Annotated in this window: 25 protein-coding genes and 1 tRNA gene; 16 read left to right on the top strand and 10 right to left on the bottom strand. The window is 63.0% G+C overall.

What is annotated here, in order from left to right; all coding sequences use genetic code 11:
- Window positions 1-19: 19 nt before the first annotated feature.
- Both D8Y22_RS21895 and D8Y22_RS21890 read left to right on the top strand, forming a co-directional pair.
- On the top strand, window positions 20-1,639 hold the full coding sequence (locus D8Y22_RS21895) for a class I adenylate-forming enzyme family protein (RefSeq protein ID WP_141466762.1): 1,620 nt from the start codon (window positions 20-22) through the stop codon (window positions 1,637-1,639).
- A 113-nt stretch (window positions 1,640-1,752) separates the two neighbouring features.
- Complete coding sequence (locus tag D8Y22_RS21890) at window positions 1,753-2,328, top strand: MaoC family dehydratase (protein WP_141466761.1); 576 nt, start codon at window positions 1,753-1,755, stop codon at window positions 2,326-2,328.
- Window positions 2,329-2,459: 131 nt separating this feature from the next.
- Here the strand turns inward: D8Y22_RS21890 and D8Y22_RS21885 are convergent, their stop codons facing one another.
- Entirely contained in the window at window positions 2,460-2,741 is a 282-nt protein-coding gene (locus D8Y22_RS21885) for a hypothetical protein (protein WP_141466760.1), read from the bottom strand.
- A 98-nt stretch (window positions 2,742-2,839) separates the two neighbouring features.
- A complete protein-coding gene (gene mct / locus D8Y22_RS21880; protein WP_141466759.1) occupies window positions 2,840-4,012 on the bottom strand; it encodes a succinyl-CoA:mesaconate CoA-transferase in 1,173 nt (390 codons plus the stop codon).
- A 136-nt stretch (window positions 4,013-4,148) separates the two neighbouring features.
- Between mct and glmS the strand changes: the two genes are divergently transcribed.
- Genes glmS through citE form a run of 5 tightly spaced genes read left to right on the top strand, consistent with a single transcriptional unit; the run spans window position 4,149 to window position 9,485 of the window.
- Window positions 4,149-4,604: a methylaspartate mutase subunit S gene (gene glmS, locus D8Y22_RS21875; RefSeq protein ID WP_141466758.1), complete on the top strand. Its 456-nt coding sequence runs from the start codon at window positions 4,149-4,151 to the stop codon at window positions 4,602-4,604.
- 21 nt (window positions 4,605-4,625) lie between these two features.
- A complete protein-coding gene (locus tag D8Y22_RS21870) occupies window positions 4,626-6,059 on the top strand; it encodes a methylaspartate mutase subunit E (RefSeq protein ID WP_141466757.1) in 1,434 nt (477 codons plus the stop codon).
- Between the two features lie 2 nt (window positions 6,060-6,061).
- A complete protein-coding gene (locus D8Y22_RS21865) occupies window positions 6,062-7,339 on the top strand; it encodes a methylaspartate ammonia-lyase (protein WP_141466756.1) in 1,278 nt (425 codons plus the stop codon).
- Complete coding sequence (gene mch / locus D8Y22_RS21860) at window positions 7,332-8,387, top strand: 2-methylfumaryl-CoA hydratase (protein ID WP_141466755.1); 1,056 nt, start codon at window positions 7,332-7,334, stop codon at window positions 8,385-8,387. Before D8Y22_RS21865 ends, mch begins: the two co-directional genes overlap by 8 nt.
- Before the next feature lie 54 nt (window positions 8,388-8,441).
- Window positions 8,442-9,485 carry an L-malyl-CoA/beta-methylmalyl-CoA lyase gene (gene citE / locus D8Y22_RS21855; RefSeq protein ID WP_141466754.1) on the top strand — a complete coding sequence of 348 codons (1,044 nt, stop codon included), beginning with the start codon at window positions 8,442-8,444 and terminating at the stop codon, window positions 9,483-9,485.
- Window positions 9,486-9,566: 81 nt separating this feature from the next.
- Here the strand turns inward: citE and D8Y22_RS21850 are convergent, their stop codons facing one another.
- Window positions 9,567-10,175: a hypothetical protein gene (locus D8Y22_RS21850; protein ID WP_141466753.1), complete on the bottom strand. Its 609-nt coding sequence runs from the start codon at window positions 10,173-10,175 to the stop codon at window positions 9,567-9,569.
- 153 nt (window positions 10,176-10,328) lie between these two features.
- Window positions 10,329-11,573 (bottom strand): digeranylgeranylglycerophospholipid reductase, encoded by a 1,245-nt coding sequence (locus tag D8Y22_RS21845; RefSeq protein ID WP_141466752.1) that lies wholly within the window; start codon window positions 11,571-11,573, stop codon window positions 10,329-10,331.
- A gap of 212 nt (window positions 11,574-11,785) precedes the next feature.
- Between D8Y22_RS21845 and D8Y22_RS21840 the strand changes: the two genes are divergently transcribed.
- Both D8Y22_RS21840 and D8Y22_RS23070 read left to right on the top strand, forming a co-directional pair.
- Window positions 11,786-12,565 carry a DUF7839 domain-containing protein gene (locus D8Y22_RS21840; protein ID WP_141466751.1) on the top strand — a complete coding sequence of 260 codons (780 nt, stop codon included), beginning with the start codon at window positions 11,786-11,788 and terminating at the stop codon, window positions 12,563-12,565.
- Window positions 12,566-12,838: 273 nt separating this feature from the next.
- Window positions 12,839-13,066 (top strand): hypothetical protein, encoded by a 228-nt coding sequence (locus D8Y22_RS23070; RefSeq protein ID WP_246084550.1) that lies wholly within the window; start codon window positions 12,839-12,841, stop codon window positions 13,064-13,066.
- Window positions 13,067-13,093: 27 nt separating this feature from the next.
- Here D8Y22_RS23070 and D8Y22_RS21830 read toward each other — a convergent pair whose 3' ends face one another.
- From D8Y22_RS21830 to D8Y22_RS21810, 5 genes are read right to left on the bottom strand one after another with little or no spacing between them, the layout of a single operon-like run.
- Window positions 13,094-13,870, bottom strand: a complete 777-nt coding sequence (locus D8Y22_RS21830; protein ID WP_141466750.1) for a proteasome assembly chaperone family protein — start codon at window positions 13,868-13,870, stop codon at window positions 13,094-13,096.
- A gap of 6 nt (window positions 13,871-13,876) precedes the next feature.
- Window positions 13,877-14,056: an RNA-protein complex protein Nop10 gene (locus D8Y22_RS21825; protein ID WP_141466749.1), complete on the bottom strand. Its 180-nt coding sequence runs from the start codon at window positions 14,054-14,056 to the stop codon at window positions 13,877-13,879.
- Between the two features lie 3 nt (window positions 14,057-14,059).
- The gene (locus D8Y22_RS21820) at window positions 14,060-14,860 is read right to left on the bottom strand and encodes a translation initiation factor IF-2 subunit alpha (protein ID WP_141466748.1); all 801 of its coding nucleotides are present in this window, start codon (window positions 14,858-14,860) and stop codon (window positions 14,060-14,062) included.
- Window positions 14,857-15,030, bottom strand: a complete 174-nt coding sequence (locus D8Y22_RS21815) for a 30S ribosomal protein S27e (protein ID WP_141466747.1) — start codon at window positions 15,028-15,030, stop codon at window positions 14,857-14,859. The genes D8Y22_RS21820 and D8Y22_RS21815 overlap by 4 nt, the downstream gene beginning before the upstream one ends.
- A 5-nt stretch (window positions 15,031-15,035) precedes the next feature.
- A complete protein-coding gene (locus D8Y22_RS21810; protein ID WP_141466746.1) occupies window positions 15,036-15,317 on the bottom strand; it encodes a 50S ribosomal protein L44e in 282 nt (93 codons plus the stop codon).
- Window positions 15,318-15,486: 169 nt separating this feature from the next.
- Between D8Y22_RS21810 and D8Y22_RS21805 the strand changes: the two genes are divergently transcribed.
- Window positions 15,487-15,753 (top strand): HAH_0734 family protein, encoded by a 267-nt coding sequence (locus D8Y22_RS21805; RefSeq protein ID WP_141466745.1) that lies wholly within the window; start codon window positions 15,487-15,489, stop codon window positions 15,751-15,753.
- A 75-nt stretch (window positions 15,754-15,828) separates the two neighbouring features.
- Here the strand turns inward: D8Y22_RS21805 and D8Y22_RS21800 are convergent, their stop codons facing one another.
- A complete protein-coding gene (locus D8Y22_RS21800) occupies window positions 15,829-16,659 on the bottom strand; it encodes a DUF7847 domain-containing protein (RefSeq protein WP_141466744.1) in 831 nt (276 codons plus the stop codon).
- A gap of 159 nt (window positions 16,660-16,818) precedes the next feature.
- Here D8Y22_RS21800 and D8Y22_RS21795 point away from each other — a divergent pair, with 159 nt between their 5' ends.
- From D8Y22_RS21795 to D8Y22_RS21770, 6 genes are all read left to right on the top strand, one after another.
- The gene (locus D8Y22_RS21795) at window positions 16,819-17,265 is read left to right on the top strand and encodes a GtrA family protein (RefSeq protein WP_141466743.1); all 447 of its coding nucleotides are present in this window, start codon (window positions 16,819-16,821) and stop codon (window positions 17,263-17,265) included.
- Between the two features lie 65 nt (window positions 17,266-17,330).
- Window positions 17,331-17,405: transfer RNA gene (locus D8Y22_RS21790), tRNA-Met, on the top strand.
- 301 nt (window positions 17,406-17,706) lie between these two features.
- Complete coding sequence (locus D8Y22_RS21785) at window positions 17,707-18,078, top strand: cupin domain-containing protein (protein WP_141466742.1); 372 nt, start codon at window positions 17,707-17,709, stop codon at window positions 18,076-18,078.
- Window positions 18,079-18,230: 152 nt separating this feature from the next.
- Window positions 18,231-19,355, top strand: coding sequence for a histidinol-phosphate transaminase (gene hisC / locus D8Y22_RS21780; RefSeq protein WP_141466741.1), 1,125 nt, complete (start codon window positions 18,231-18,233; stop codon window positions 19,353-19,355).
- Complete coding sequence (locus D8Y22_RS21775) at window positions 19,352-19,909, top strand: adenylate kinase family protein (protein ID WP_141466740.1); 558 nt, start codon at window positions 19,352-19,354, stop codon at window positions 19,907-19,909. Before hisC ends, D8Y22_RS21775 begins: the two co-directional genes overlap by 4 nt.
- Window positions 19,906-20,517 (top strand): CDP-alcohol phosphatidyltransferase family protein, encoded by a 612-nt coding sequence (locus tag D8Y22_RS21770; RefSeq protein ID WP_141466739.1) that lies wholly within the window; start codon window positions 19,906-19,908, stop codon window positions 20,515-20,517. Before D8Y22_RS21775 ends, D8Y22_RS21770 begins: the two co-directional genes overlap by 4 nt.
- The last annotated feature ends 8 nt before the right edge of the window (window positions 20,518-20,525 follow it).

Raw genomic sequence — 20,525 nt, 5'->3', positions numbered from 1 at the left:
AGCCACAACCGTGGTAGCAATGCTCACATGGCCGGAAGAGACGATCTACGAAGGGATCGCCGCCGTCGCAGCCGACGAACCGGAACGGACGGCCGTCGTCTTCGAGGGAGAAGAGTGGTGCTACGGGGACCTTCTCGCGGATAGCCGCTCGCTCGCGCACGGATTAGCCGACCTCGGCGTGGGGTCCGGCGACATCGTCGCGGTCTGGCTCGGTAACCGTCCCGAATGGATCGTCTGTCAGCTCGCGGCCTCGTATCTCGGCGCGGCGATGGTCGCGGTCAACACCCGCTATCGAACCCACGAACTCGAGTACATACTCGCAGATTCGAGCGCGAGCGTGCTCGTCACCGAACGATCGCTGCTGGGCCGCCAGTATCACGAGATGTTGGCCGACGCCGTTCCCGCGACCGCCGAGTCGACGCCCGAGACGTTCGAATCAGCCACGTACCCGGATCTCGAGGCCGTCGTCAGCCTCGAGCCCGACGAGACGGTGCCGGCCACCCGTGACTACGAGGCGGTGCTCGCGGTCGGACGCGACCGCCGGGAGATCGAGCCGGCGAGCGATCCCCGGACACCCGCTGCGATCTTCTACACCAGCGGCACGACGAGCGATCCCAAGGGCTGTCTCCAGTCGAGTCGATCACTGTTGAACCACGCCGCGAACGTCGCCGATCACCTCGAGATGACCGCTTCGGACATCGGCGTCGCGACCCTGCCGTTCTGTGGCATCTGGGGGTACAACACGCTGTTCAGCCATCTCGCGACGGGCGCGACGCTCGTGACCCAGACTCACTTCGATCCCGGCGAGACGATCCGGCTTCTCGACGAGCACGATGGGACCGTCCTTACTGGCCTCGGCGTAATGTTCGAACGCATGCTCGAGCACGAATCGTTCTCGCGCCCGCGCGTCGAGACGGTCGAGTCCGGTGTCGTCGGCTTCGTCAGCAAGGGGTTCGACGACGCCCTGTTCGACCGCATCGAGGAGACGTTCGGCTTTCCGGTTGTCCAGCCCTACGGCCTCTCGGAGGCCAACAGCCAGATTTTCGTCGGCGATCCCGACGATCCGCTCGAGCGCCGCAAGCGGGTCGGCGGGCCACCGATTCATCCCGCTATCGACTCGAAAATCGTCGACCCCGAAAGCCACGAGCAACGGCCACCTGGCGAGGAAGGCGAACTCGCACTCCGGGGCTACCTGGTCGCGGAGAGCTATCTCGACAAGCCCGAGGCGACCGCCGAGGCCTTCGACGATGCAGGCTGGTTCTACACCGGCGACCTCTGTAGGAAAGACGCCGACGGCTACGTCTACTACCGCTCGCGGTTAGACGACGCACTGCGGACGCGTGGCTTTCTCGTCGCCCCACCCGAGATTCAGGCCGCCGTCGAGGACCACCCCGCCGTCGACGCCTGCGAGGTCGTCGGTGCGTCCCACCCGCGCCACGGCGAGGTGCCCGTCGCGTTTGTCGTCGCCGACGGGGACATCTCCGAGGCCGACCTCGAGTCGTTCCTCGATGATCGCGTCGCCGATTACAAGGTCCCGGCCGCCTTCGAATTCGTCGACGCATTCCCGACGACGGCGGGACCGAACGGCGAGAAAGTCCAGAAAACGGCGCTTCGCGACCGCGTCGCAAACCGATTCTAACGCGATCGATCTGGGGTGGGCGCCGGGAGCCGACCCCGCCCTCGACCGGCGATCGGTTCCGCCGGTCGATCGATATCGGAACGGTTCACTACCTCCCCGGCCAACGCCAACGTATGGCAGAGGAAACGCCCGATTCCGACAGTGAGGAGACTGACAAGAACATCGTCGCCGGCTGGCACGGCCGCTACTACGAGGATTTCTCCGTTGGCGACGTCTACAAGCACCCGTTCGGTCGGACCGTCACCGAGACGGACAACGTTTGGATGACGAACGTGACGATGAACCTCAACCCGATGCACTTCAACGAGGCCTACGCAGCCCAGACGGAGTTCGGCGAACGGCTCGTCGACGGCACGTTCGTCATCGCGCTGGCGGTCGGCATGAGCGTCATCGACGTCTCGGTCAACGCCACCGCGAACCTCGGCTACGACGACATCCGCCACCACAACCCCGTCTACCACGGCGATACGATCTACGCCGAGAGCGAAGTCCTCTCGAAGCGCGAACTCGAGTCCCGCGACCACGTCGGCATCGTCGAAACCGAACTCCGCGCGTACAACCAGGACGGCGACCTCGTCCTCAGCCTCGAGCGGACGCCGATGGTACTCAAACGCGAGCACGCAGATCCCAGCGCGGCACAGCCCCCGGGCTGGCTCGAGGGTATCGGCACGCAGCCGGAGGATTTGTAGTGGCGTTCTCCGCCTGCACTGGTGGTGGGCCTCTCTTAGCGTCGGCCGGTCGGATGCGTCGGCGCTCGTAGACTGCAGTGTGTCGCTTCCGGCGCGATTGGGGCATATCCCGGGGCCACGCCGGTGGATCGCTACTCGTCTTCGATCTCGAGTTCGATCGGGTCGACTTCGCCCGCGAGAAACTGCTCGCCCAGCTCAGTGATATCGTACATCCCGGTCGCGTGCTTTTGCAGGAGGCCACGTTTGGCCAATTCGCGACACCGATAGGCTGCGTCCGGCCCGCGGCAGATGTCGTACTCGGCGATGTCGTCCGGGGTGAAAATGTCGTCGTCTCGCATCAGCTCGAGGATGTCGCCGTCGATAGGGGCCATCCAGTTCTCGCTATCGTCGGTCACGTCGTCCTCGTCGGTCATAGCCGTCCGTACGCGTTCCCGATCCAAGAATGATCTGACTCGAGCAGACTGGCGAGACGGTGGGCTTGTTGGCGGTTCCAGAAATCCGTCCCAGACGATCAGTCGTCGGCCGTCGTCTCGGGCTCCTCGCCCAACACTTCGTCTCGGTGTTCGTCGAGCAACGGCGCGCGACCCCGGGGCTCGGGCGGCGTTTCGGTCATCTTGATAGGGGTGCCCGCGATCTCGACATCGTCGCCCGCACCGGGCTGTTCGACGGGGACGAGCATATCACGCGTGTGAATGTGTGGGTCGTCGAAGATTTCCTCGGTCGTTTGGACCTTCGCGGCCGGGACGCGCCCCTCGAGGATATCGACGAGTTCGTCGTTGGTCAACTCGCCGGCCCACTCGCCGATCTCTTCGTGAAGCGTCTCGCGGTTTGCGAGGCGTTCCGGCGTCGTCGCATACGACTCGGCGAGGTCGTCACGCTCCATCGCATTACAGAGTTCCGCCCAGTGGTTGTTGTTGAACGCGGCGATGACGGCGTAGCCGTCGGCAGTCTCGAAGGCGTCGTAGGGAAACAGCGTCGGGTGGGAGTTCCCACGTCGGGATGGCGCCTCGCCGGTGTAGGACTGCTGGTAGATGGCACGCTCGGTAAAGGAGATCATCGAGTCGTACATGCCAGTGTCGACGTACTGGCCTTCGCCGGTCTGTTCGCGGTGGTTGACGGCCGCGAGGATGCCGATGCAGTTCAGCGTCGCGGTAAAGAGGTCGCCGACGCCGGGACCGGTCTTGGTCGGTGGGCCGTCGGGTTGGCCGGTGGTTTCCATGACCCCGCCGAGTGCCTGCGCGATGAGGTCGAACGAGGGCTGGCCCTGTCGGTCAGTTTCACCCGTCCGCGGGTCGCCAAAGCCTCGGATCGAGGAGTAGATGAGATCCTCGTTGTACTCGGTAAGCGTCTCGTAGCCGAGATCGTACTTTTCCATCGTGCCTGCCCGGTAGTTCTCGACGACGATATCGGCTTCCTCGACCAGCGAGAGGAAGTCCTCGCGGTCCTCGTCGTCGCCTAAGTTCAGTTCGATACTCTTCTTGCCGCGGTTGACACTCTGGAAGTAGCCGCCGTAGGCCTCCTCCTCGGGGTCGTCGACGAACGGCGGATTCGACCGGATCATATCGCCGCCGGGACGTTCGATTTTGACTACGTCCGCGCCCATATCCGCGAGTAACATCGTACAGTACGGTCCAGCGAGAACCTGGGTCAGATCCAACACGCGCAGATTCGAAAGCGCTCCCATGTACCACCGATTGCGTCACGCCGACAAAAACTGTTGCCATCGATCATGAGGATGTGGATTCATGACATAGGGCTGCTGCTAGGATGTTTAAGGAGTATTATCATGGAAGATCATTAAGTTTATAGGGGCGTCTATCATGGTTTTGAATACGATGTCCCAAACGGTCGTCCTCGGCGTGATCGGCTCGGATGCCCACGTCGTTGGAATCACAATCTTAGAGCAGGCCTTCAGTGCAGCTGGCTTCGATGTCGTCAACCTCGGCGTTCAGACCTCCCAGGAGGAGTTCGCCGAGGCCGCGGTAGCACACGACGCCAACGCTGTACTGGTCTCCTCGCTCTACGGCCACGCCGAGCAGGACTGCCAGGGCTTTCACGACGTCCTCGAGTCTCGAGGGGTCGACGCCGTCAGCTACATCGGCGGCAACCTGGCGGTCGGGCAAGACGATTGGGACCGAACTCGAGAGACGTTCGAAGCGCTCGGGTTTGACCGCGTCTTCGACTCCGAGACCGACCCGGAAGAGGCGATCGCCGCCCTCCGGACGGACTTAGATATCAGACCGACCGAGTCGGAGCGTCCACGGATCAGTTCCTAGATGTCGACTGTGAATTCGTAGATGATACGAGACGAACGTATACCGGCCGACGAGCTACGGCGTATCGACGAAGAGATCCGATCGAACTGGCCAACCGGAGCAGCTGTCGACTTCGAGGAGGCCATCGAGTACCACGAATCCCTGCCCGACCACAAACGGTTTGCAGATGTCCTCGAGTCGGCGGACAAGCCGCTCTTGCAGCCTCGAGCTGGCGTTCCGCGACTCGACGACCAGATCGAACTCTCGAAGTACCTCCACGAGGAGGGGAAGGCGGATCTCATTCCGACCACGATCGACTCGTACACGCGCGATAACGAATACGAGAAAGCCCAACAGGGCCTCGAGAAGGCGCGTGAGACGGGCGACGACACGCTCAACGGATTCCCCGCGGTGAACCACGGCGTCGACGGCTGCCGAAAGCTGATCGACGAGGTCGACGCTCCGATCGAGGTCCGCCACGGCACGCCGGACGCCCGACTGCTGGCGGCGATCACGTTTGCCGGTGGTTTCCAGAGCTTCGAGGGCGGTCCGATCTCCTACAACATCCCCTACACCAAGCGACACGGCCTCGAGGAGACGATCGAGAAGTGGCAATTCGTAGATCGACTGGCCGGCGCGTACACCGAACGCGGCGTTCGCATCAACCGCGAGCCGTTCGGTCCCCTCACGGGGACGCTCGTCCCGCCGTCGATCGCGATCGCGATCATGCTAGTCGAGGGGAAACTCGCCGCCACGCAGGGCGTGCGCTCGATCACGCTCGGTTACGGGCAGGTCGGCAACGTCGTCCAGGACGTCGCCGCCCTGAACGCCCTGAAGAAGCTGGGCAACGAGTACCTCCCGGACGAGGTCGTCGTCACCACCGTCTTCCACGAGTGGATGGGCGGCTTCCCGCCGGACGAGGCCCGTGCCAACGGCGTGATCAGCCTCGGCGGGATGACCGCCGCCATCGCCCAGCCGGATAAGGTCATCACCAAGTCCCCACAGGAGTTCCAGGGGGTTCCGACCAAGGAGGCAAACGCCTCCGGGCTGCGCACGACGCGGCAGGTCATCGACATGGCGATCGAGCAGAAGATCGATATCGACGGCATCGAGGAAGAACAGGACCTCATCGAGCGCGAAACGCGCTGTCTGATGGACACTATCTTCGAGCACGGCGACGGCGACGTCGTTCAGGGAACGCTCAAGGCCTTCGATTCGGGCGCACTCGATGTCCCATTCGCACCATCTGACAGCGCCGCGGGGGCCGTCCTCCCCGCTCGAGACGACGACGGTCGCGTCCGCATCTTCGAGTGGGCCGACCTCGAGATGGACGATGATATCAAGGAGATCCACAAGGCGCGACTCTCGCGCCGGGCCAGTACGGAAGGGCGCGATCAGTCGTTCCGGATGGTGGCAGACGACGTCGACGCGATCAGCGACGGAAAACTCATCGGTCGCCCACAGGGCAACGTCTAACGATGGATATTACAGGCATTCACGCGACGCCCGGTTTTTCCGGGTTCTTCTTCGACGATCAGCGCGCGATCAAGCAGGGTGCACAGCAAGACGGCTTTACCTACGACGGCGAACCCGTCACCGACGGCTTCGAGGAGATTCGCCAGGCGGGCGAGACGCTCATCGTCGACATCGAACTCGCCGACGGTACCGTCGTTCGCGGCGACTGTGCCGCGGTGCAGTACTCCGGGGCTGGCGGGCGCGACCCGCTGTTCCAGGCCGAGGAATACGCACCCGTCGTCGAAGGGCCCGTCGCCGACGCACTCGAAGGTCGCGACGCGACTGCGTTTCTCGAGAATGCCGAGACGCTCGAGGCGCTGACGGTCGAGGGCGACCAGCTGCACACCGCCATCCGATACGGCGTTTCGCAGGCGCTGCTCGGGGCCGCGGCCGAGGCCCAGAACACGACGCGGACGGCCGTCATGGCCGACGCGCTCGGGACCGAACCCGCGACGGAACCGGTGCCGGTCTTCGGCCAGTCCGGCGACGACCGCTACAACAACACCGAGAAGATGTTCGTCAAGGGCGTCCCCGTCTTGCCCCACGCGCTGATCAACAGCGTCGAGAAGATCGGCGAGGACGGCGAGACCTTGCTCGAGTACGTCGAGTGGCTCACCGAACGCTCCCAGGAACTCGGCCCGGACGGCTACGAGCCCCGCTTTCACATCGACGTCTACGGCATGATCGGCGAGGTCTTCGACGCGCCGTACGATCGCACAGCGGTCGTCGACTATTTCGCCGCCCTCGAGACAGCGGCCGCGCCGTATCCGATCCAGATCGAAGGGCCGATGGACGTCGGCAACCGCGCTGACCAGATCGACGCGATGGTCGAACTCCGTGCGGGACTGGCCGACGCCGGCGTCGGCGTCGACATCGTCGCCGACGAGTGGTGTAACACCTTCGAGGACGTGCAGGCGTTCGTCGACGCCGGCGCAGCCGACCTCGTGCAGGTCAAGACGCCCGATCTCGGTGGGATTCATCGCAGTGGACAGGCAGTTCGCTACTGTGAGGGCACGGAGACGCGTGCCTACCTCGGTGGGACCTGCAACGAGACCGAAACCTCCGCGCGTGCCTGTGCCCACGTCGCGCTCGCGACGAATGCGGCACAGGTACTCGCAAAGCCCGGTATGGGATTCGACGAGGGCTACATGATCGTCGAAAACGAGATGCGTCGGACGATTGCGCGACACAAACGGGAACAGTTACCAACCGAGAGCGACGAGGTGACAGCGGATGACTGACTGGACGGATCCAGACACGTTCGCACAGGCACTCGAGCAAGCCGAGACCAGAGAGAAGGGGAACTACTTCGAGAACTTCGAGGAGGGCGATCTCATCGAGCACGACCCCGGGCTCACGCTGACCCGCTGGGGGAACGAACAGTGGATGGGCCAGACACTCAACCACGATCCCGCCTACTGGCGAACCGACGCCGCCGAGGCGCGTGACTTCGACGAGCCGCCGATCCACCCGGACTACCTCACCGCAGCGACGCTTGGCATCACCGTCGAGGACCTGAGTGAGAAGGGTGGCTACTTCCTCGGTCGTACCGACGTTCGCTTCCCCGAAGCGCCGGTCTACGCCGGCACCGAACTCCACGTCGAGAGCGAAGTCGTCGATACGGCGACCTCGAGTTCCCGACCCGAGTACGGCATCGTCTCCTGGCGAACCCGCGGCAAGGACCCAGAGACGGGGGACGTACTCTGCTCGTACGAGCGCACGAACATGATCCCGCGTCGCGAACCGGTTGCGACCGACGGTGGCGCGACAGCCGAGGAAGACGACGAGCCAACGCTTCCGGAAACGTTCGTTACGCCCGAGGGCGGTTACTTCGAGGACTTCGTCGACGCCCTCGAGCGGGCCGACGCCGAAAACGCTGCCGTTGCCTACCGGCACGAGCGCGGCCGCACGCAGGACGATGTCACCGTCGCCTCCCTGCCGCTTGCGACGCTGAACACGGCCAAACAGCACCACAACGTCGACGAGATGGCCGACTCACCGTCGGGTTCGATCGTCACCTACGGCGACGTGACTCGATCGACCGCACTGGGTCACGCACGGTCGGACGAACAGACCTGGCGCGAGGTCGGCTTCGACGACGAATCGTTTCACACGTTCGTCGCCGTCGGCGACACCGTCTACGCCTTTACCCGCGTCCTCCAGGCGGCCGACGACGCCTCGAGCGACGAGGCTGGAACGGTTCGCTTCCAGCACATCGCGTTCAACCAGGACGACGAACCCGTCTATTCTGGCACCCGGACGGCGGAAATCCAAAAGCGTTCTAACTAACACGATCGAATAGTACAATCGACCGCAGACGACATCAACTCCAATGCAAGACACATGAGCGACGACATCCAACTCTGTCGAACCTTCCAGACCGCACCGGCCGCCGTTCCAAAAGAGAACTCGGCGAAGTATCTCGTCTCCGCACTCGAGGCTGAGGGGTTCCAGGCTCCCGACTGGCTCGTCCCCGATATGGAAGACGGGACCGCGCCAAACATGAAAGCCGAGGGCCTCGAGAACACCATCGAGAAGGTCCCACAGTACGACTTCCCCGGCGAAATCTGGCCCCGCGTCGAGTGGAGCTACGAGGACGAGGAGTACCGCGAGAAAGGTCGCGACCAGATCGACCGCCTCGTCTCCGAACTCGGCGACGAGATCGACGGCGTCGTCGTCCCAAAGGTCGGCCGTCTCGAGGATGTCCAGCGCGCTGCAGAGGTCGTCGCCGACGCCGAAGCCGAATACGGCTACGAGGACGGCTCGATCGGCCTCTCGATCATCATCGAGACCGGCCGTGCCCGCTCCGACCTGCGCGAAATCGCCACGTTCGGCGAAGACTCCCGACTGACCGCACTCGTCTTCGGCCCAGTCGACTACGCCGCTGAACTCGGCGGCCGCAACCTCGGCGACGGGATGCCACGGTGGGACGGCCTCCTCGAGGCCCTCTCGAACGAGTCCAGCGCCGCCGATCTCCTCTCGATCGGCGGTCCCTTCGACGATCTGTTCAAGGAACGCGCCGGGTTGACCTACTACAACGCCGACGCCTATGCCGACCAAGTCGAACACGAGGCCAAACTCGGACTGGACGGCTCGTGGTCGCTGTACCCTAAACAGACCATTCAAGCAAACACCGTCCACATGCCGACGCCCGAGGAGCTCGAGCGTGACGTCAGTAAGATCGAACGGTTCAACGAGGCCAAACGCGAGGGTACCGGTGCGGTGACTCTCGATGGGCAGATGGTCGACGAAGCCACCTTCAAAAACTTCCGGAATACGGTCCAGCAGGTCCGTGCGATCGACTCGACGCGACCCGCACAGACCGAAGAATACTACGACGAGGGCCTCCTCGAGCGCGCTCGCGACCTCGAACTCTCCTACAAGTAAGCCGCTGTATCATCCCCGTTCCGGGACGATTGGTTTACAGGCTGTCAAGGCGAATGTCACGGGGCTTGACCCCGAGGCGGTTCACTCTTCGCTTTCCTCACTCGAGAGAGTCGATTCGTTTCGATTCCCGTCCTGTTCGTCCCCGTCGGGCTCGACTTTCATGTCCGAGGCGTCTTCCTCGGGCGTCGCCTCGGGTTCGGTCGCGTCCGTCTGGGTCGGCTGGGCCTGCTCGGGATCGGGGCCGGTCGCTTCGCTCGCTTCGTCGGCCATCGCCGCATCCGAGAGATCGACGTCGTCCTCGCCATCGTCTCGAGGATCGGCCGAAATCTCGTCCGCCCCGTCTTCGTCGACGAACTCGATCTGGGAGCCACTCGAGGGCTCGTTCTCGTCGGTCTCCTCGATCGGGTCGAACGTCTCGTCGGTCGATTCGCTCAAGCGACGGTTGCGAAGTCCGTATCTGAACAGCCACGCACCACCGATGGCGAGTGGAATCGAACGGCGTTGTCCGCGCAACAGCGACCGCACCGCTGCAAGCAGTACGATTGCGCCACCCACGAGCGGCAGTGTGTCGTCGATGTCGTCGCCCGGAGCGGTCGACAGCGCCGCGTCGATCGGACTGTCGACTGCTCCGGCCTCGAGGTCGTCAATCGAATCCGGAAGCGTCGAGTCATCGGTATCGTTCTGAGTCATGGTCTCGACTGGACGCGACGCTACGTCGCCGAGACGGTTGAACCTTTGACTGGCAAAGACACCCAGTCGGTCGTGAAACCACAGAGCACTGCGCACGCTCGTCGTGGATAGACGGACCGAGCGCGCTTGCTCAGGACGAACGAATCGCCACGGTTAGCTCAGAATGTCGGGACGGAGTTCCCGCTTTCCAAACTCCGCGAGCATCGGCAGATCCTCTACGTGCAACAGCTTCGCGATGGCGACGGGGTCGCCTTTGTTTGCCTTCGCCAGCGTGTCGTCATCGAGCCGGTTGAGATCCGCCATGAGTCGATCGTACCGGTCGTCTTCGGCCAGATAGAGCAGCTTCGTCATCAGCAGTCGGTTTTTCATGTTCGGTGCGACTTCTCGGTGCCAGAGCGTGTCGTACACTTCGAGATTGTCAGCCGTGGGCTCGAGACCACCGTGTTTGAGACAGCTGTCTGCCGTCGCGGCGGCCATTCGACCGGACTGCATGCACTTGTTGATTCCCTCGCCCCAGAGCGGGTCCACCGTCGGGACGGTGTCACCGATGGCCATGAATCGATCGGTGTGCATCTGGCCGGGCATCTGGATGTGGGCCGAGCCGCGGTGTTGCTTGCCCTCGATCGGTTCGGCGCTCGCGAGTCGTGGGTCGGTCTCGAGCCAGTGCTCGAGGTAGTCGTCGATGGTGAAACTCTCTTTCGCGTACCGGCTGTGGTAGCCGTTCTGGATGTAACAGAGGCCGACTTTGGCGGTATCCTCGCCCGTGTGGAAGATCCAGGAGTAGCCGCCGGGTGCGATCTGGTGGTCCAGCCGGAGCATCATCGCGTCGTGGAGGTCCGCGTAGCCGGGCCGATCGACCTCGATGCCCTCGAACTCGTACTCGATGCCGATGGCGTGGTTCTCGCGCTTGAGGTCGCTGACGCCGAGTTCCTTCGCCAGCGGTGCCGCAGGTCCGGTCGCGTCGATCACGATCTCGCCGTAGACTTCCTCGTCGCCGTTGTACCTGACGCCGACGATCTCGCCGTTGTCCATGATCGGGCCGGTCACCCGAGCGTCGAACAGATACGCCGCGCCGTCCGCTCGGCTGTCTTCGACGAGAAATCGCTTGAAGTCGGCGAACTCGAGGACGGCTCCCGGTTGCTCTTTGACGTAGAAGTCGGTCGGCGACTCGAGGACGACGCTGTCGGTGTACTGCATGACGACATCGTCGGGAATCCCGAACGAGGCCATCATGGAGGGGAACGTCCCCGCAGTCGACTTGTTGGACTGGCGCGGGAACTCGTCTTCGGCCTCTGTTTCCAGGACGACGACGTCGTAGCCCCTGGCTGCCAGGTCGCGTGCACACTGGGCGCCCGCCGGGCCAGCACCAGCGATCACTACGTCGTAGCGGTCGTTCATGCACTCGAGACTCTCCTGATCCCTAATGAGTTTATTCAGTCGTCCCTCAATGTCGGCTTACAGATAAGTAGTGCCGCGAACAGGTTTGGCCGTTCGTTGGCATTCCGAACGTTCACGTGGCTCACTTCGGGCTCAAGCGGCTTTGTTCTGGGGGCTTCGTTCGATGTGTCGACCGCGTACCTTTTTGCCGTACTCGAAATAAGCCCTTACATATGGTCGACGTCCTCGACAACAAGCGGGCCGCGACGCGGTTTCGGATCCTCGTCCAGATCGCCGAGCGCCAACCTGCTGTGAGCCAAGGTGAAATCGCCGAGGAAGTCGGCGTCACGAGTCAAGCCGTCAGCGAATACATCCGCGAACTCGTCGACGACGGCCTCGTCGAGAAGGAGGGTCGCTCGCGCTACCGGGTTACTCGCGAAGGCGTCGACTGGCTCTTTCGTGCCGCCGACGATGTCCGTCGCTTCGCCGACCACGTTACTGGCGACGTCCTCGGCGCGATGAGCGAAGACGCCTACATCGCCGCCGCCGATATCGAGGAGGGTGAAACCGTCTCCCTCTTTCTCGAAGACGGGCTCCTCCACGCCGAGCCGGGCAACGAGGGGCCCGCGACCGGCATCGCGACCACCGACGCCGACACCGGCACCGACGTCGGCGTCACCAGCTTCGAGGGCGTCATGGAACTCGAGCCCGGCTCCGTGACGGTACTACAGGTACCGAGCGTCCGTACCGGGGGCAGCAGAACCATCGACGACGACACCGTCTCGAATGCCTGTGTCGATGCCGACCTCGTCGTAGCGACGGGCGTCGAGGCCGTCGTCGCCTGCCGACAGGCCGGTACCGACCCGGCAGTCACGTTCGCCGTCGGCGAGGTCGCCGCCGACGCCGCCGAACACGGCCTCGCGGTGACCGCCGTTGCAACCACCGACTCGGTCGGCCGCGTCACCGACGCGCTCCGGGACGGCGACATCTCCTACGAAGTGCTCGAGGGGTAAGTGACGAGACGAACGCAATCGTTATTCTTCCGGCTGTGACAGTATCCGTATGACTGACGACCTCTCGCTCGACGGTCGAACGCTCGCCGGCGTTTCGAACAGCGACGGCGGCGATGTCGGTTCGGAGACGCTGTTTCATACGGTTTACTGTCAGTCAGTTCCGGCCCAGCCGCGACCCGGGCGGCGGGTGCGCCGGTACATCGTTACAGTAATGCGTATCACTTCGAACAGGACGGCGACCGCCTGTACGCGAGCTATGCTGGCGGTGACGTCGTGGACGGACACCTGGTTGGAACGGTCGACGGCAATCGATGGGACATTCGGTACGTGCAGTTGACCAGCGACGGCGAGACGGCCACCGGACACTCGATCGGAACGATCGAACTGCTCGAGGACGGTCGTCTCAGCGTCGAAGACGAAAGGGCGTGGGAATCGAAACCGGGTACTGGCGAATCGGTTCTCGAAGAAGTCGATCGGGAGCCCGGACGACGGGTCGAGTGACGAGCGACGACCGCGACGTTGCGATGCTCAGCCGATGTAGCGCAGATCGTCGTCGGTCGGGACATCCATCTGCTGTTGCTGTTGTTGCTGTTCCATCTCCTGGATCTTGCCCATCACGTCTTCCATATCCTCGGCGCGTTCGTCTAACGAGTCGTACTCGAGGTCGAACTCGAGTAACGCCTCGAGACACTCGAGGACGGCGCGTGCGCTCTTGGGATCGACGAGATAACCGCTGGTTTCGCCCATCAGACAGGCGGTCTCGAAGCCCCGTCGCTCGCCCAGCCCCAGCAGGAGGCCGGAGACGCCGACGATGCCGCCCGCGGGTTCGTTCTCGCGGAACTCGACACCCGCATCTTCGAAGCGCTCGAGCATCAATTCGTCGCTGACGGCGCCGACGACGGCGTACTCCTCGATGAGTTCGCCGGTCGGGACGCCACCGAGGGCAAACACCTCGTTCACACCGAACTCCTCGGCGAGGTCGAGAAAGGCACTCGTCAGTTGATAGTGGCCTTTGTTGGTCTGGGCCTGGTGATCGCCCGTCAACACGAGTAGATCACGGCCGTCAGCAGGCGAGACGGCATGCAACTCCGCACAGGTCAGTTCCGAGACGCCGTCCTCGATGCTCACTTGTGGGGGGAATTCTTGGGAGTAAACCCGCCGAACGAGCGTACACTCCTCGTCTAACTCCTCGAGAAGGTGTTCGGCTGCGAGCGTTCCAACGTGTCCGACACCCGGCAGTCCCTCGACGAGTACCGGATCGTCCAACTCGACCGCGGCGAGATCGTCGATCTCGAGTTCGTCCATACCGTATCAGCGGTTGCGACGTTTAAGAGCGCGTCGGTACTCGCCGTAGCGGTCGTCGGGGTCGAACGGCGCCGGCGCGCTGTTTTCGGCCGGCTCACCACAGTCAGGACAGGTCGATCCGAGCGTATACACCGGCCGGTCGTGGCGATTACGCCACGCCGAACACACTCGAATATCGGATTTCATACGCTACTCGTCGTCAGTACGTCGCTCGCGGTGGTACTCGCCCGAACCGTCGTGGCCCTCGATCGCTCGGATCGCGCGGTCGGCGCTGTCTTCGAGCTGGGATTCGGCCGTCTTGTAGTTCGGGGCTTGCACTTCGATGCGGTACTCCGGGGCACCGACATAGCTAACCTCGAGATCGACTTCATCGGGTACTTCGCCGTTTCCTTCCGCGGCCTCGAGTGCGTCGCGGATGCCGTCGACGCCGGTCGGTGATGGGTTTTCCAAATCGACGTAGCCCGTGACGTTGACGTAGGGGACCGACACGTTCTCGCGTGCGGTATCGACGATCGAGTCGATTTCGTCCTCGGCGAGATCGGTTTCTTCGAGGGCTTCCCGTCCGTGGATCGCGGCCTGTTTGAAGCCGTCGTAGAGGCTCCCCTGAGCCCCGATCAGTTCGTTCGCGATAGCCGTGTAGCTCTCGTCGTCGATGTCGTTGCTCAGCGCGAGGTCCATCCAGTTGTCGGCCTTCTGTTCGTTTTTCCACTGCTGGATCTTCTCGGAGCGCTGGTGGTCGTTGACGTCTTTCAGCGAGAGGTCGATCTGCTGGGACCCCTCGTCGACATCTAAGACCTTGCAGACGACGATCTGGCCCTCGCGGACGTGATCGCGGACGTTCTTGATCCACCCGCTCGCGACTTCGGAGATGTGGATCAGACCGCGCTTGTCCTCGTACTCCTCGAGATCGACGAAGACGCCGAAGTCCTCGATTTCGTCGATCTTGCCGACGACGAGGTTGCCGGGATCGGGCCAGCCGCTGTATTTCATCGTGACTCGACTGTTTCGGTGATCTCGTGTTCGATCTCGGCTTTGCCGCCAGTCGGTCGGGCAAGCGTCGTGCCACAGACGGCACAGGCGACCTCCGTAGAGGCTTTGCCGAAGACGATCTGTTCGTTCTCGCAGTCACCACAGCGTACCGAGTAGAAATTTCCTGCCATTGGAATCACTCCTGGAACTCGAGGCGGCCGGTGCGCCATCCTTCGCGGAGGTGGGCCTTGCCACACTCGCTGCAGCGGTACTTGAGGTCGGTCTTCTTGGTCGGCTTCTCGCCGGCGGGAACCTTCGAGAACCGACCGGAGTTACCGATCGACGAGGAGTTTCGCTTGGTGCGGCGAGCGTCCCACTTCATTCCCGAGGACCGGCCCGATCGGACCTTCTCGGCTTCGTGCTCGTGGTGTTCGTGGCAATGCGGACAGTACGTATTGAATCGGCGTGGCATCTGCATGATTAACTCACTTGAGGTGGGCTAAGACAGCGCCGTTTAAAACCCGTTTGGTTCGCCCTCGTGACTGTGGGAGAATTTCACGAACTCCGAGACGCCGTCGCCGCTTGGGCGACAGTCTCGGTCGGGAGCGGTCGAAGCGTTTAATCCGTCTTCGGCTGAATCGGGGAGTATGAAACAACTCATCATCCACGGCGACCCGGGTATCCGAAAAGGGGCAATCGTGGCGTACGACGGCGACGAAGTGGTCTGTTTCGGGATCAACCGCAACGGAGAATGGAACGGCCCTGAGGAGGTCCAGCTCTGGTGTACCGTCGGTGAGGACGCCGAGTACGAGGACTTCGAGAAACGTAACTTCGTGCCACACTTTCTCGAGGTCGACCGCGTCGATGCCGCCGATGTCGAGGTCGTGCGGCCGAAAGGCGAACTCGCGGTTTGATCGGTGCCGACAAACGGCGTTTCTGTCGTGTGTCGATTCGACCGGCTGGTTCAACGCGTCGGGAGACCGTGGCTGCTACAACGGCGTTGCCGCGGTGTCACGGGCGTCCAGCCTAGCGATGGCCCGGTAGAAGACGACTGAGAAAATCAGGTAGACGGTGCCGAACACGCTCGTCAGTAGCGTCGATCCGCCGTACCCGAGCAGGACCGGACCGAGATCCGGGGTCGCGGTCGGATCGGTGGGCGTCGTCGGGAACGCGACCAGCATGACGGCGACGGATATTCCGGTGACGATCGCGCCGCCGACGAGCATGAGACCCACGTAGCCACCGATCTGGTACAGATTCGATCGGACCAGGGCAACGCTTCGTTTGAAGCCCTCGATCGCTCGAGCGTTCTCGATGACGATGGCGTGACCGTAAAAGTGGATCGCGGTGACGACGACGATGTAGAGGACGACGAACGCGAACCCGACGAGTGCGATCCCGGCGATGACGGCGAGACTACCTTCCGATGCGATAAATCCGATCGCACCGGCGAAGATGCCAAACATCACGGCAATCGAGACGGTGACGCCGATAGCGAAGACGAGCAAGTACGCGCCAAGCAACGACACGTAATTTGTTTTCCCGTGCGCGAAGAACCGCGCGATCGACGTTCGGTCGCCGGTTGCAGCGTCGTTTGCCATGCCGAGCAGTCCGCCCTGAAAGAACGGAAAGACAAAGATGGAGACGACACCGAGGGCTAGCGAGAGCCCGATCGAGAGAAACGGATCGATCGATTGTGCATACAGTTGTGGCACCTGCAGTGCCAACTGGACGATGCCATACAGGAGGACGGGGACGAACACGATCGGGTGCTCGAGCAGGAGGGACGGCGTTCGCTTCAGGGACCGAATGACAGCCATACGAACAGTTTCGTCAGCCGTTATATATATCTTGGCCTGTGCAACCGGCGCTAGCGTCACCGCGTACAGCACGTTTTTGCGTCGCAACGTCTGATACTGTAGCTATGATTCGCTACGATAGCTACACGCGTCGTCGACGGGCACACTCTCGACACGAGAATGAGTGATTCACTCCTCGAGGCAATTCAAACGCGGTCGCGGGCACTCCGCTCGCCAAAGCGGTTCGGCCAGTTCGCGGGCGTCGGAATCGCCGGCGCGACCGTGGACAACGTCGTTCTCGTCGCGTTGGTCGAACTGACCGTCCTCGGTCCCGTCGTGGCCAAAGCCATCTCCTGGGAGCTATCGATCGTCGTCATCTTCCTGATCAACGAACGGTGGACGTTCTCGAATTACGGTCGGCTGGGCGCTCGAGCGTTCGGCAGGCGATTTCTGCGGTCGAACGCGGTCCGCTTTGGCGGCTTCCTGGTGACGCTGTCGGTGCTTACGATCCTCGTCTACGGCTTCGGCGTCTGGTATCTGGCCGCCAACCTCGTTGGCCTCGCTCTCGGCTTCGTCGTCAACTACACCTGTGAAAGCCTCTACACGTGGAAGGTTCACCTCGAGTAGGGGAGCCATCCCCACACCGTACCCGAATCACAACCCTTAATTAGTGCACTCGGTTATGATGTGATAGCGGGATGGGATAGCCAGGAGATTCCGGCGGGCTCATAACCCGCAGATCGGTAGTTCAAATCTACCTCCCGCTATCCAAATTTTACCGTTAACAGGCCTCGTACGGTGTAGTATACTCTTGCTCTACCGACAGCGAGAGAAAACTATACGACTACATCTCGTTTTTCCGTCAATAGGATTCGATACGACCATTTTAAAGTAAAGCGGCTCGAGGTCAGCGTGCCGATGGTGTCGCGGGCGTGTCACAATAACCCACGGAAAGCACAGAGGTGCCTCAAGAGCAGTTCACCTCCCGCTATATTTGCCTCGACACCGCATTTACGGTCCCCTCTACGGTCACGTACAACTTTATCGACGGTCCATGAACAGATCACCATGGGATACCACGTCATCGATCCGGACGACATAGCGCCCGCACCGAACAGGCCGTCGACGATGCGCTACGTGAGCGAGGCGGCCCAGATGGAGCACATGGGGCTGCGCGTCTACGAGGTCGAGCCAGGTGAGGACATTCCGCTCTCGGGGCTGCACTACCACGAGGAACAGGAGGAGGCGTTCTACGTCGTCACGGGTTCGCTCGAGGTCGAGACGCCGGATCGGGACTATCACGTCGCCGAAGGGCAGTTCTTTATCGCCGAGCCGGACCACCCACATCGGGCGTCCAACGCGGCCAATGCGGAGACGACGGCGACGATACTCGGGATGGGCGCGCCGCCGGTCGACGACGCGTACAGCTACGAGGAATGAGCCGGTCTGCGGTACCGTTTAATCGGAGCGACCGCAGGACGACTCGCGGTCGCGCCGGTACCGACGTACAGCAGTCCGTATGAGCCGGCTGCTCGAGGCGGCCACGAGGAGAGGTAAGCACCCTTAAGAGCCACGCCCGACTGGATTGGCGTATGCAACCGCGCGACCTGTCCGATCACGTCGCTTACGAGGCGGGTCGGGGGATCGAGGAAGTCGCCCGCGAACTCGGGCGTAATCCCTCGGAGTTCGTCAAACTCGCTTCGAACGAGAACCCACACGGTCCCTCGCCGGCCGCAACCGAGGCGATTCGCGAGACGGCCGCAAGCGTCAACGGCTATCCGAAGGCTGCCCACGCCGACCTGACCGAAGCGATCGCCGACCAGTGGGGGCTCGTGGACGCCCAGATCTGGCTGGCAAACGGCGGCGACGGCGCGATCGATTACCTCCACCGGGCGACCGTAGAGCCAGGAGAGGACGTGCTCGTTCCCGATCCCGGCTTCGCCTACTACGGGATGAGCGCTCGCTTTCACCACGGCGGCGTCACCGAGTACACGATCTCGAGAGCCGACGGGTTCGCCCAGACCGCCGAGACGGTGCTCGAGCACTACGACGGCGAGCGCATCGTCTGGCTGACCAGTCCGCACAACCCGACGGGATCGACGATCGCACTCGACGATATCGAGCACGTCGCCGCTGAAACGGGCGAGGACACGCTGGTCGTCGTCGACGAGGCCTACGGCGAGTTCGCCGACCGCGACAGCGCCGTTTCCCTCCTCGAGGGCCGAAATGGGTTCGACGCTCGAGACGACGTCGCTGTCTTGCGAACGTTCTCGAAAGCGTACGGACTGGCGGGCGTGCGTCTCGGCTACGCGATCGTGCCCGAGGCGTGGAGCGAGGCCTACACCCGCGTCAACACGCCCTTCGCAGCCAGCGAACTCGCCTGCCGGGCCGGCCTCGCCGCCCTCGAGGACGACGACCACGTCAACCGAACCGTCGAGACCGCCCGCGAGTCGCGGGCGGCCATGCGCGACCATCTCGAGACCCACGTCTGGGAGAGCGAGGGGAACTTCGTCCTCGCTGCGGTCGGTGACGCAAGCGCCGTCGCCGAGGAGACCCAAGCACGCGGCGTCATCGTTCGGGATTGCTCGAGTTTCGGTCTGCCGGGCTGCGTACGGGTCACCTGCGGCACCGAGGCCGAAACCGAGCGAGCGATCGAGACGCTCAACGCTGTCCTCGTGGACCTCGATGTGCAGCCGGCGGAGGTGACCGAGCCGTGAGGATCGCCGTTACCGGCACCCCGGGGACGGGGAAGACGACTGTCACGGAACACCTCGAGTCCCGCTTCAAGGACGAGGGCTCGGACGAAATCCTCGGCGATGCCGAGACAGCGTTCGAGGTGACCCACCTCAACGACGTTCTCGAGCGCGACGGATTGTACACGGATATCGACGCGGCCCGTGAGAGCAAGATCGCCGATCTCGAGTCGCTCGCCGACTGGCTCGCGGGTCGAGACGACGTCATTATCGAATCGCACCTCGCCCATCACTTCGAGGCCGATCGCGTCGTCGTCCTCCGGTGTCGACCCGACATCCTCGAGGAGCGATTGCTCGAGCGCGGCGAAACCGAGGCGAAGGCGACGGAAAACGCGGAGAGTGAGGCGCTCGATGTCGTCCTCGCCGAAGCCGTCGAGGAACACGGCTTCGAGTCGGTCTACGAGATCGATACGACCGATCGCGATCCCGAGGTCGTCGCGGACGCCCTCGAGGCGGTGATCACGGGTGAGCGTGAACCGAGTGCCGGAGATGTTTCCTTCGTGGAGTACATAGAATGACGCTCGACAAGTTCAGACCGTACGTCTCGCGGTTTCTCGACCCCTTCGTCAGTGGCTTCGATCGTATCGGAATGACGCCCAACGGGGTGAGTGTCCTTGCCTTCGGGATGGCCGTCCTCGCTGCAGTTGCGTTCGCGCTTGGGGGGCGTGCGGCCCCCATCTGGTATCTCGTCGCGGCGTTTCTGGTCCTGCTGAACGGCTGGCTGGACATCGTCGACGGCGCGCTCGCGCGTGAACAGGAGGTCGCCTCCGCGGGCGGTGACTTACTCGATCACGTCCTCGATCGCTACGCCGACATCGTCATCATCGGCGGCATCGCCGCTGGGATCGAAAACTACCTGCTCGGCTTTCTCGCCGTCACAGGCGTCGTGATGACTTCCTATCTCGGCACGCAGGCCCAGGCTGTCGGCCTCGAGCGCGTCTACGGTGGGCTCGTCGGTCGTGCAGATCGGCTGGCGATCATCGGTATCGTCGGTGCGCTGGCGTACGGCCTGACCGGCACGTACGGCGGGTTTACCTTGGCCGGCTGGCTACTCGTCTTTCTCGCCGTCGTCGGACACCTGACCGCCGTCCAGCGGTTCGTCTACTCCTGGTCGGCACTCGAGTGAGTTACTTG

This window comes from Salinadaptatus halalkaliphilus, from assembly GCF_006543045.1.
GTDB classification, from domain to species: domain Archaea; phylum Halobacteriota; class Halobacteria; order Halobacteriales; family Natrialbaceae; genus Salinadaptatus; species Salinadaptatus halalkaliphilus.
This window is presented reverse-complemented; position numbering and strand designations above follow the sequence as displayed.

Bases quoted from the DNA above. Each gene is read 5' to 3' on its own strand.
- D8Y22_RS21850 (WP_141466753.1), bottom strand. From the start codon at position 10,175: ATGACTCAGAACGATACCGATGACTCGACGCTTCCGGATTCGATTGAC.
- D8Y22_RS21785 (WP_141466742.1), top strand. From the start codon at position 17,707: ATGGGATACCACGTCATCGATCCGGACGACATAGCGCCCGCACCGAAC.
- D8Y22_RS21895 (WP_141466762.1), top strand. From the start codon at position 20: ATGCTCACATGGCCGGAAGAGACGATCTACGAAGGGATCGCCGCCGTC.
- mct (WP_141466759.1), bottom strand. From the start codon at position 4,012: ATGGGAGCGCTTTCGAATCTGCGCGTGTTGGATCTGACCCAGGTTCTC.
- mch (WP_141466755.1), top strand. From the start codon at position 7,332: ATGACTGACTGGACGGATCCAGACACGTTCGCACAGGCACTCGAGCAA.
- D8Y22_RS21840 (WP_141466751.1), top strand. From the start codon at position 11,786: ATGGTCGACGTCCTCGACAACAAGCGGGCCGCGACGCGGTTTCGGATC.
- glmS (WP_141466758.1), top strand. From the start codon at position 4,149: ATGGTTTTGAATACGATGTCCCAAACGGTCGTCCTCGGCGTGATCGGC.
- D8Y22_RS21845 (WP_141466752.1), bottom strand. From the start codon at position 11,573: ATGAACGACCGCTACGACGTAGTGATCGCTGGTGCTGGCCCGGCGGGC.
- D8Y22_RS21890 (WP_141466761.1), top strand. From the start codon at position 1,753: ATGGCAGAGGAAACGCCCGATTCCGACAGTGAGGAGACTGACAAGAAC.
- D8Y22_RS21770 (WP_141466739.1), top strand. From the start codon at position 19,906: ATGACGCTCGACAAGTTCAGACCGTACGTCTCGCGGTTTCTCGACCCC.
- D8Y22_RS21830 (WP_141466750.1), bottom strand. From the start codon at position 13,870: ATGGACGAACTCGAGATCGACGATCTCGCCGCGGTCGAGTTGGACGAT.
- D8Y22_RS21805 (WP_141466745.1), top strand. From the start codon at position 15,487: ATGAAACAACTCATCATCCACGGCGACCCGGGTATCCGAAAAGGGGCA.
- D8Y22_RS21820 (WP_141466748.1), bottom strand. From the start codon at position 14,860: ATGAAATACAGCGGCTGGCCCGATCCCGGCAACCTCGTCGTCGGCAAG.
- citE (WP_141466754.1), top strand. From the start codon at position 8,442: ATGAGCGACGACATCCAACTCTGTCGAACCTTCCAGACCGCACCGGCC.
- D8Y22_RS21815 (WP_141466747.1), bottom strand. From the start codon at position 15,030: ATGGCAGGAAATTTCTACTCGGTACGCTGTGGTGACTGCGAGAACGAA.
- D8Y22_RS21870 (WP_141466757.1), top strand. From the start codon at position 4,626: ATGATACGAGACGAACGTATACCGGCCGACGAGCTACGGCGTATCGAC.
- D8Y22_RS21810 (WP_141466746.1), bottom strand. From the start codon at position 15,317: ATGCAGATGCCACGCCGATTCAATACGTACTGTCCGCATTGCCACGAA.
- D8Y22_RS21825 (WP_141466749.1), bottom strand. From the start codon at position 14,056: ATGAAATCCGATATTCGAGTGTGTTCGGCGTGGCGTAATCGCCACGAC.
- D8Y22_RS21800 (WP_141466744.1), bottom strand. From the start codon at position 16,659: ATGGCTGTCATTCGGTCCCTGAAGCGAACGCCGTCCCTCCTGCTCGAG.
- D8Y22_RS21885 (WP_141466760.1), bottom strand. From the start codon at position 2,741: ATGACCGACGAGGACGACGTGACCGACGATAGCGAGAACTGGATGGCC.
- D8Y22_RS21865 (WP_141466756.1), top strand. From the start codon at position 6,062: ATGGATATTACAGGCATTCACGCGACGCCCGGTTTTTCCGGGTTCTTC.
- D8Y22_RS21795 (WP_141466743.1), top strand. From the start codon at position 16,819: ATGAGTGATTCACTCCTCGAGGCAATTCAAACGCGGTCGCGGGCACTC.
- hisC (WP_141466741.1), top strand. From the start codon at position 18,231: ATGCAACCGCGCGACCTGTCCGATCACGTCGCTTACGAGGCGGGTCGG.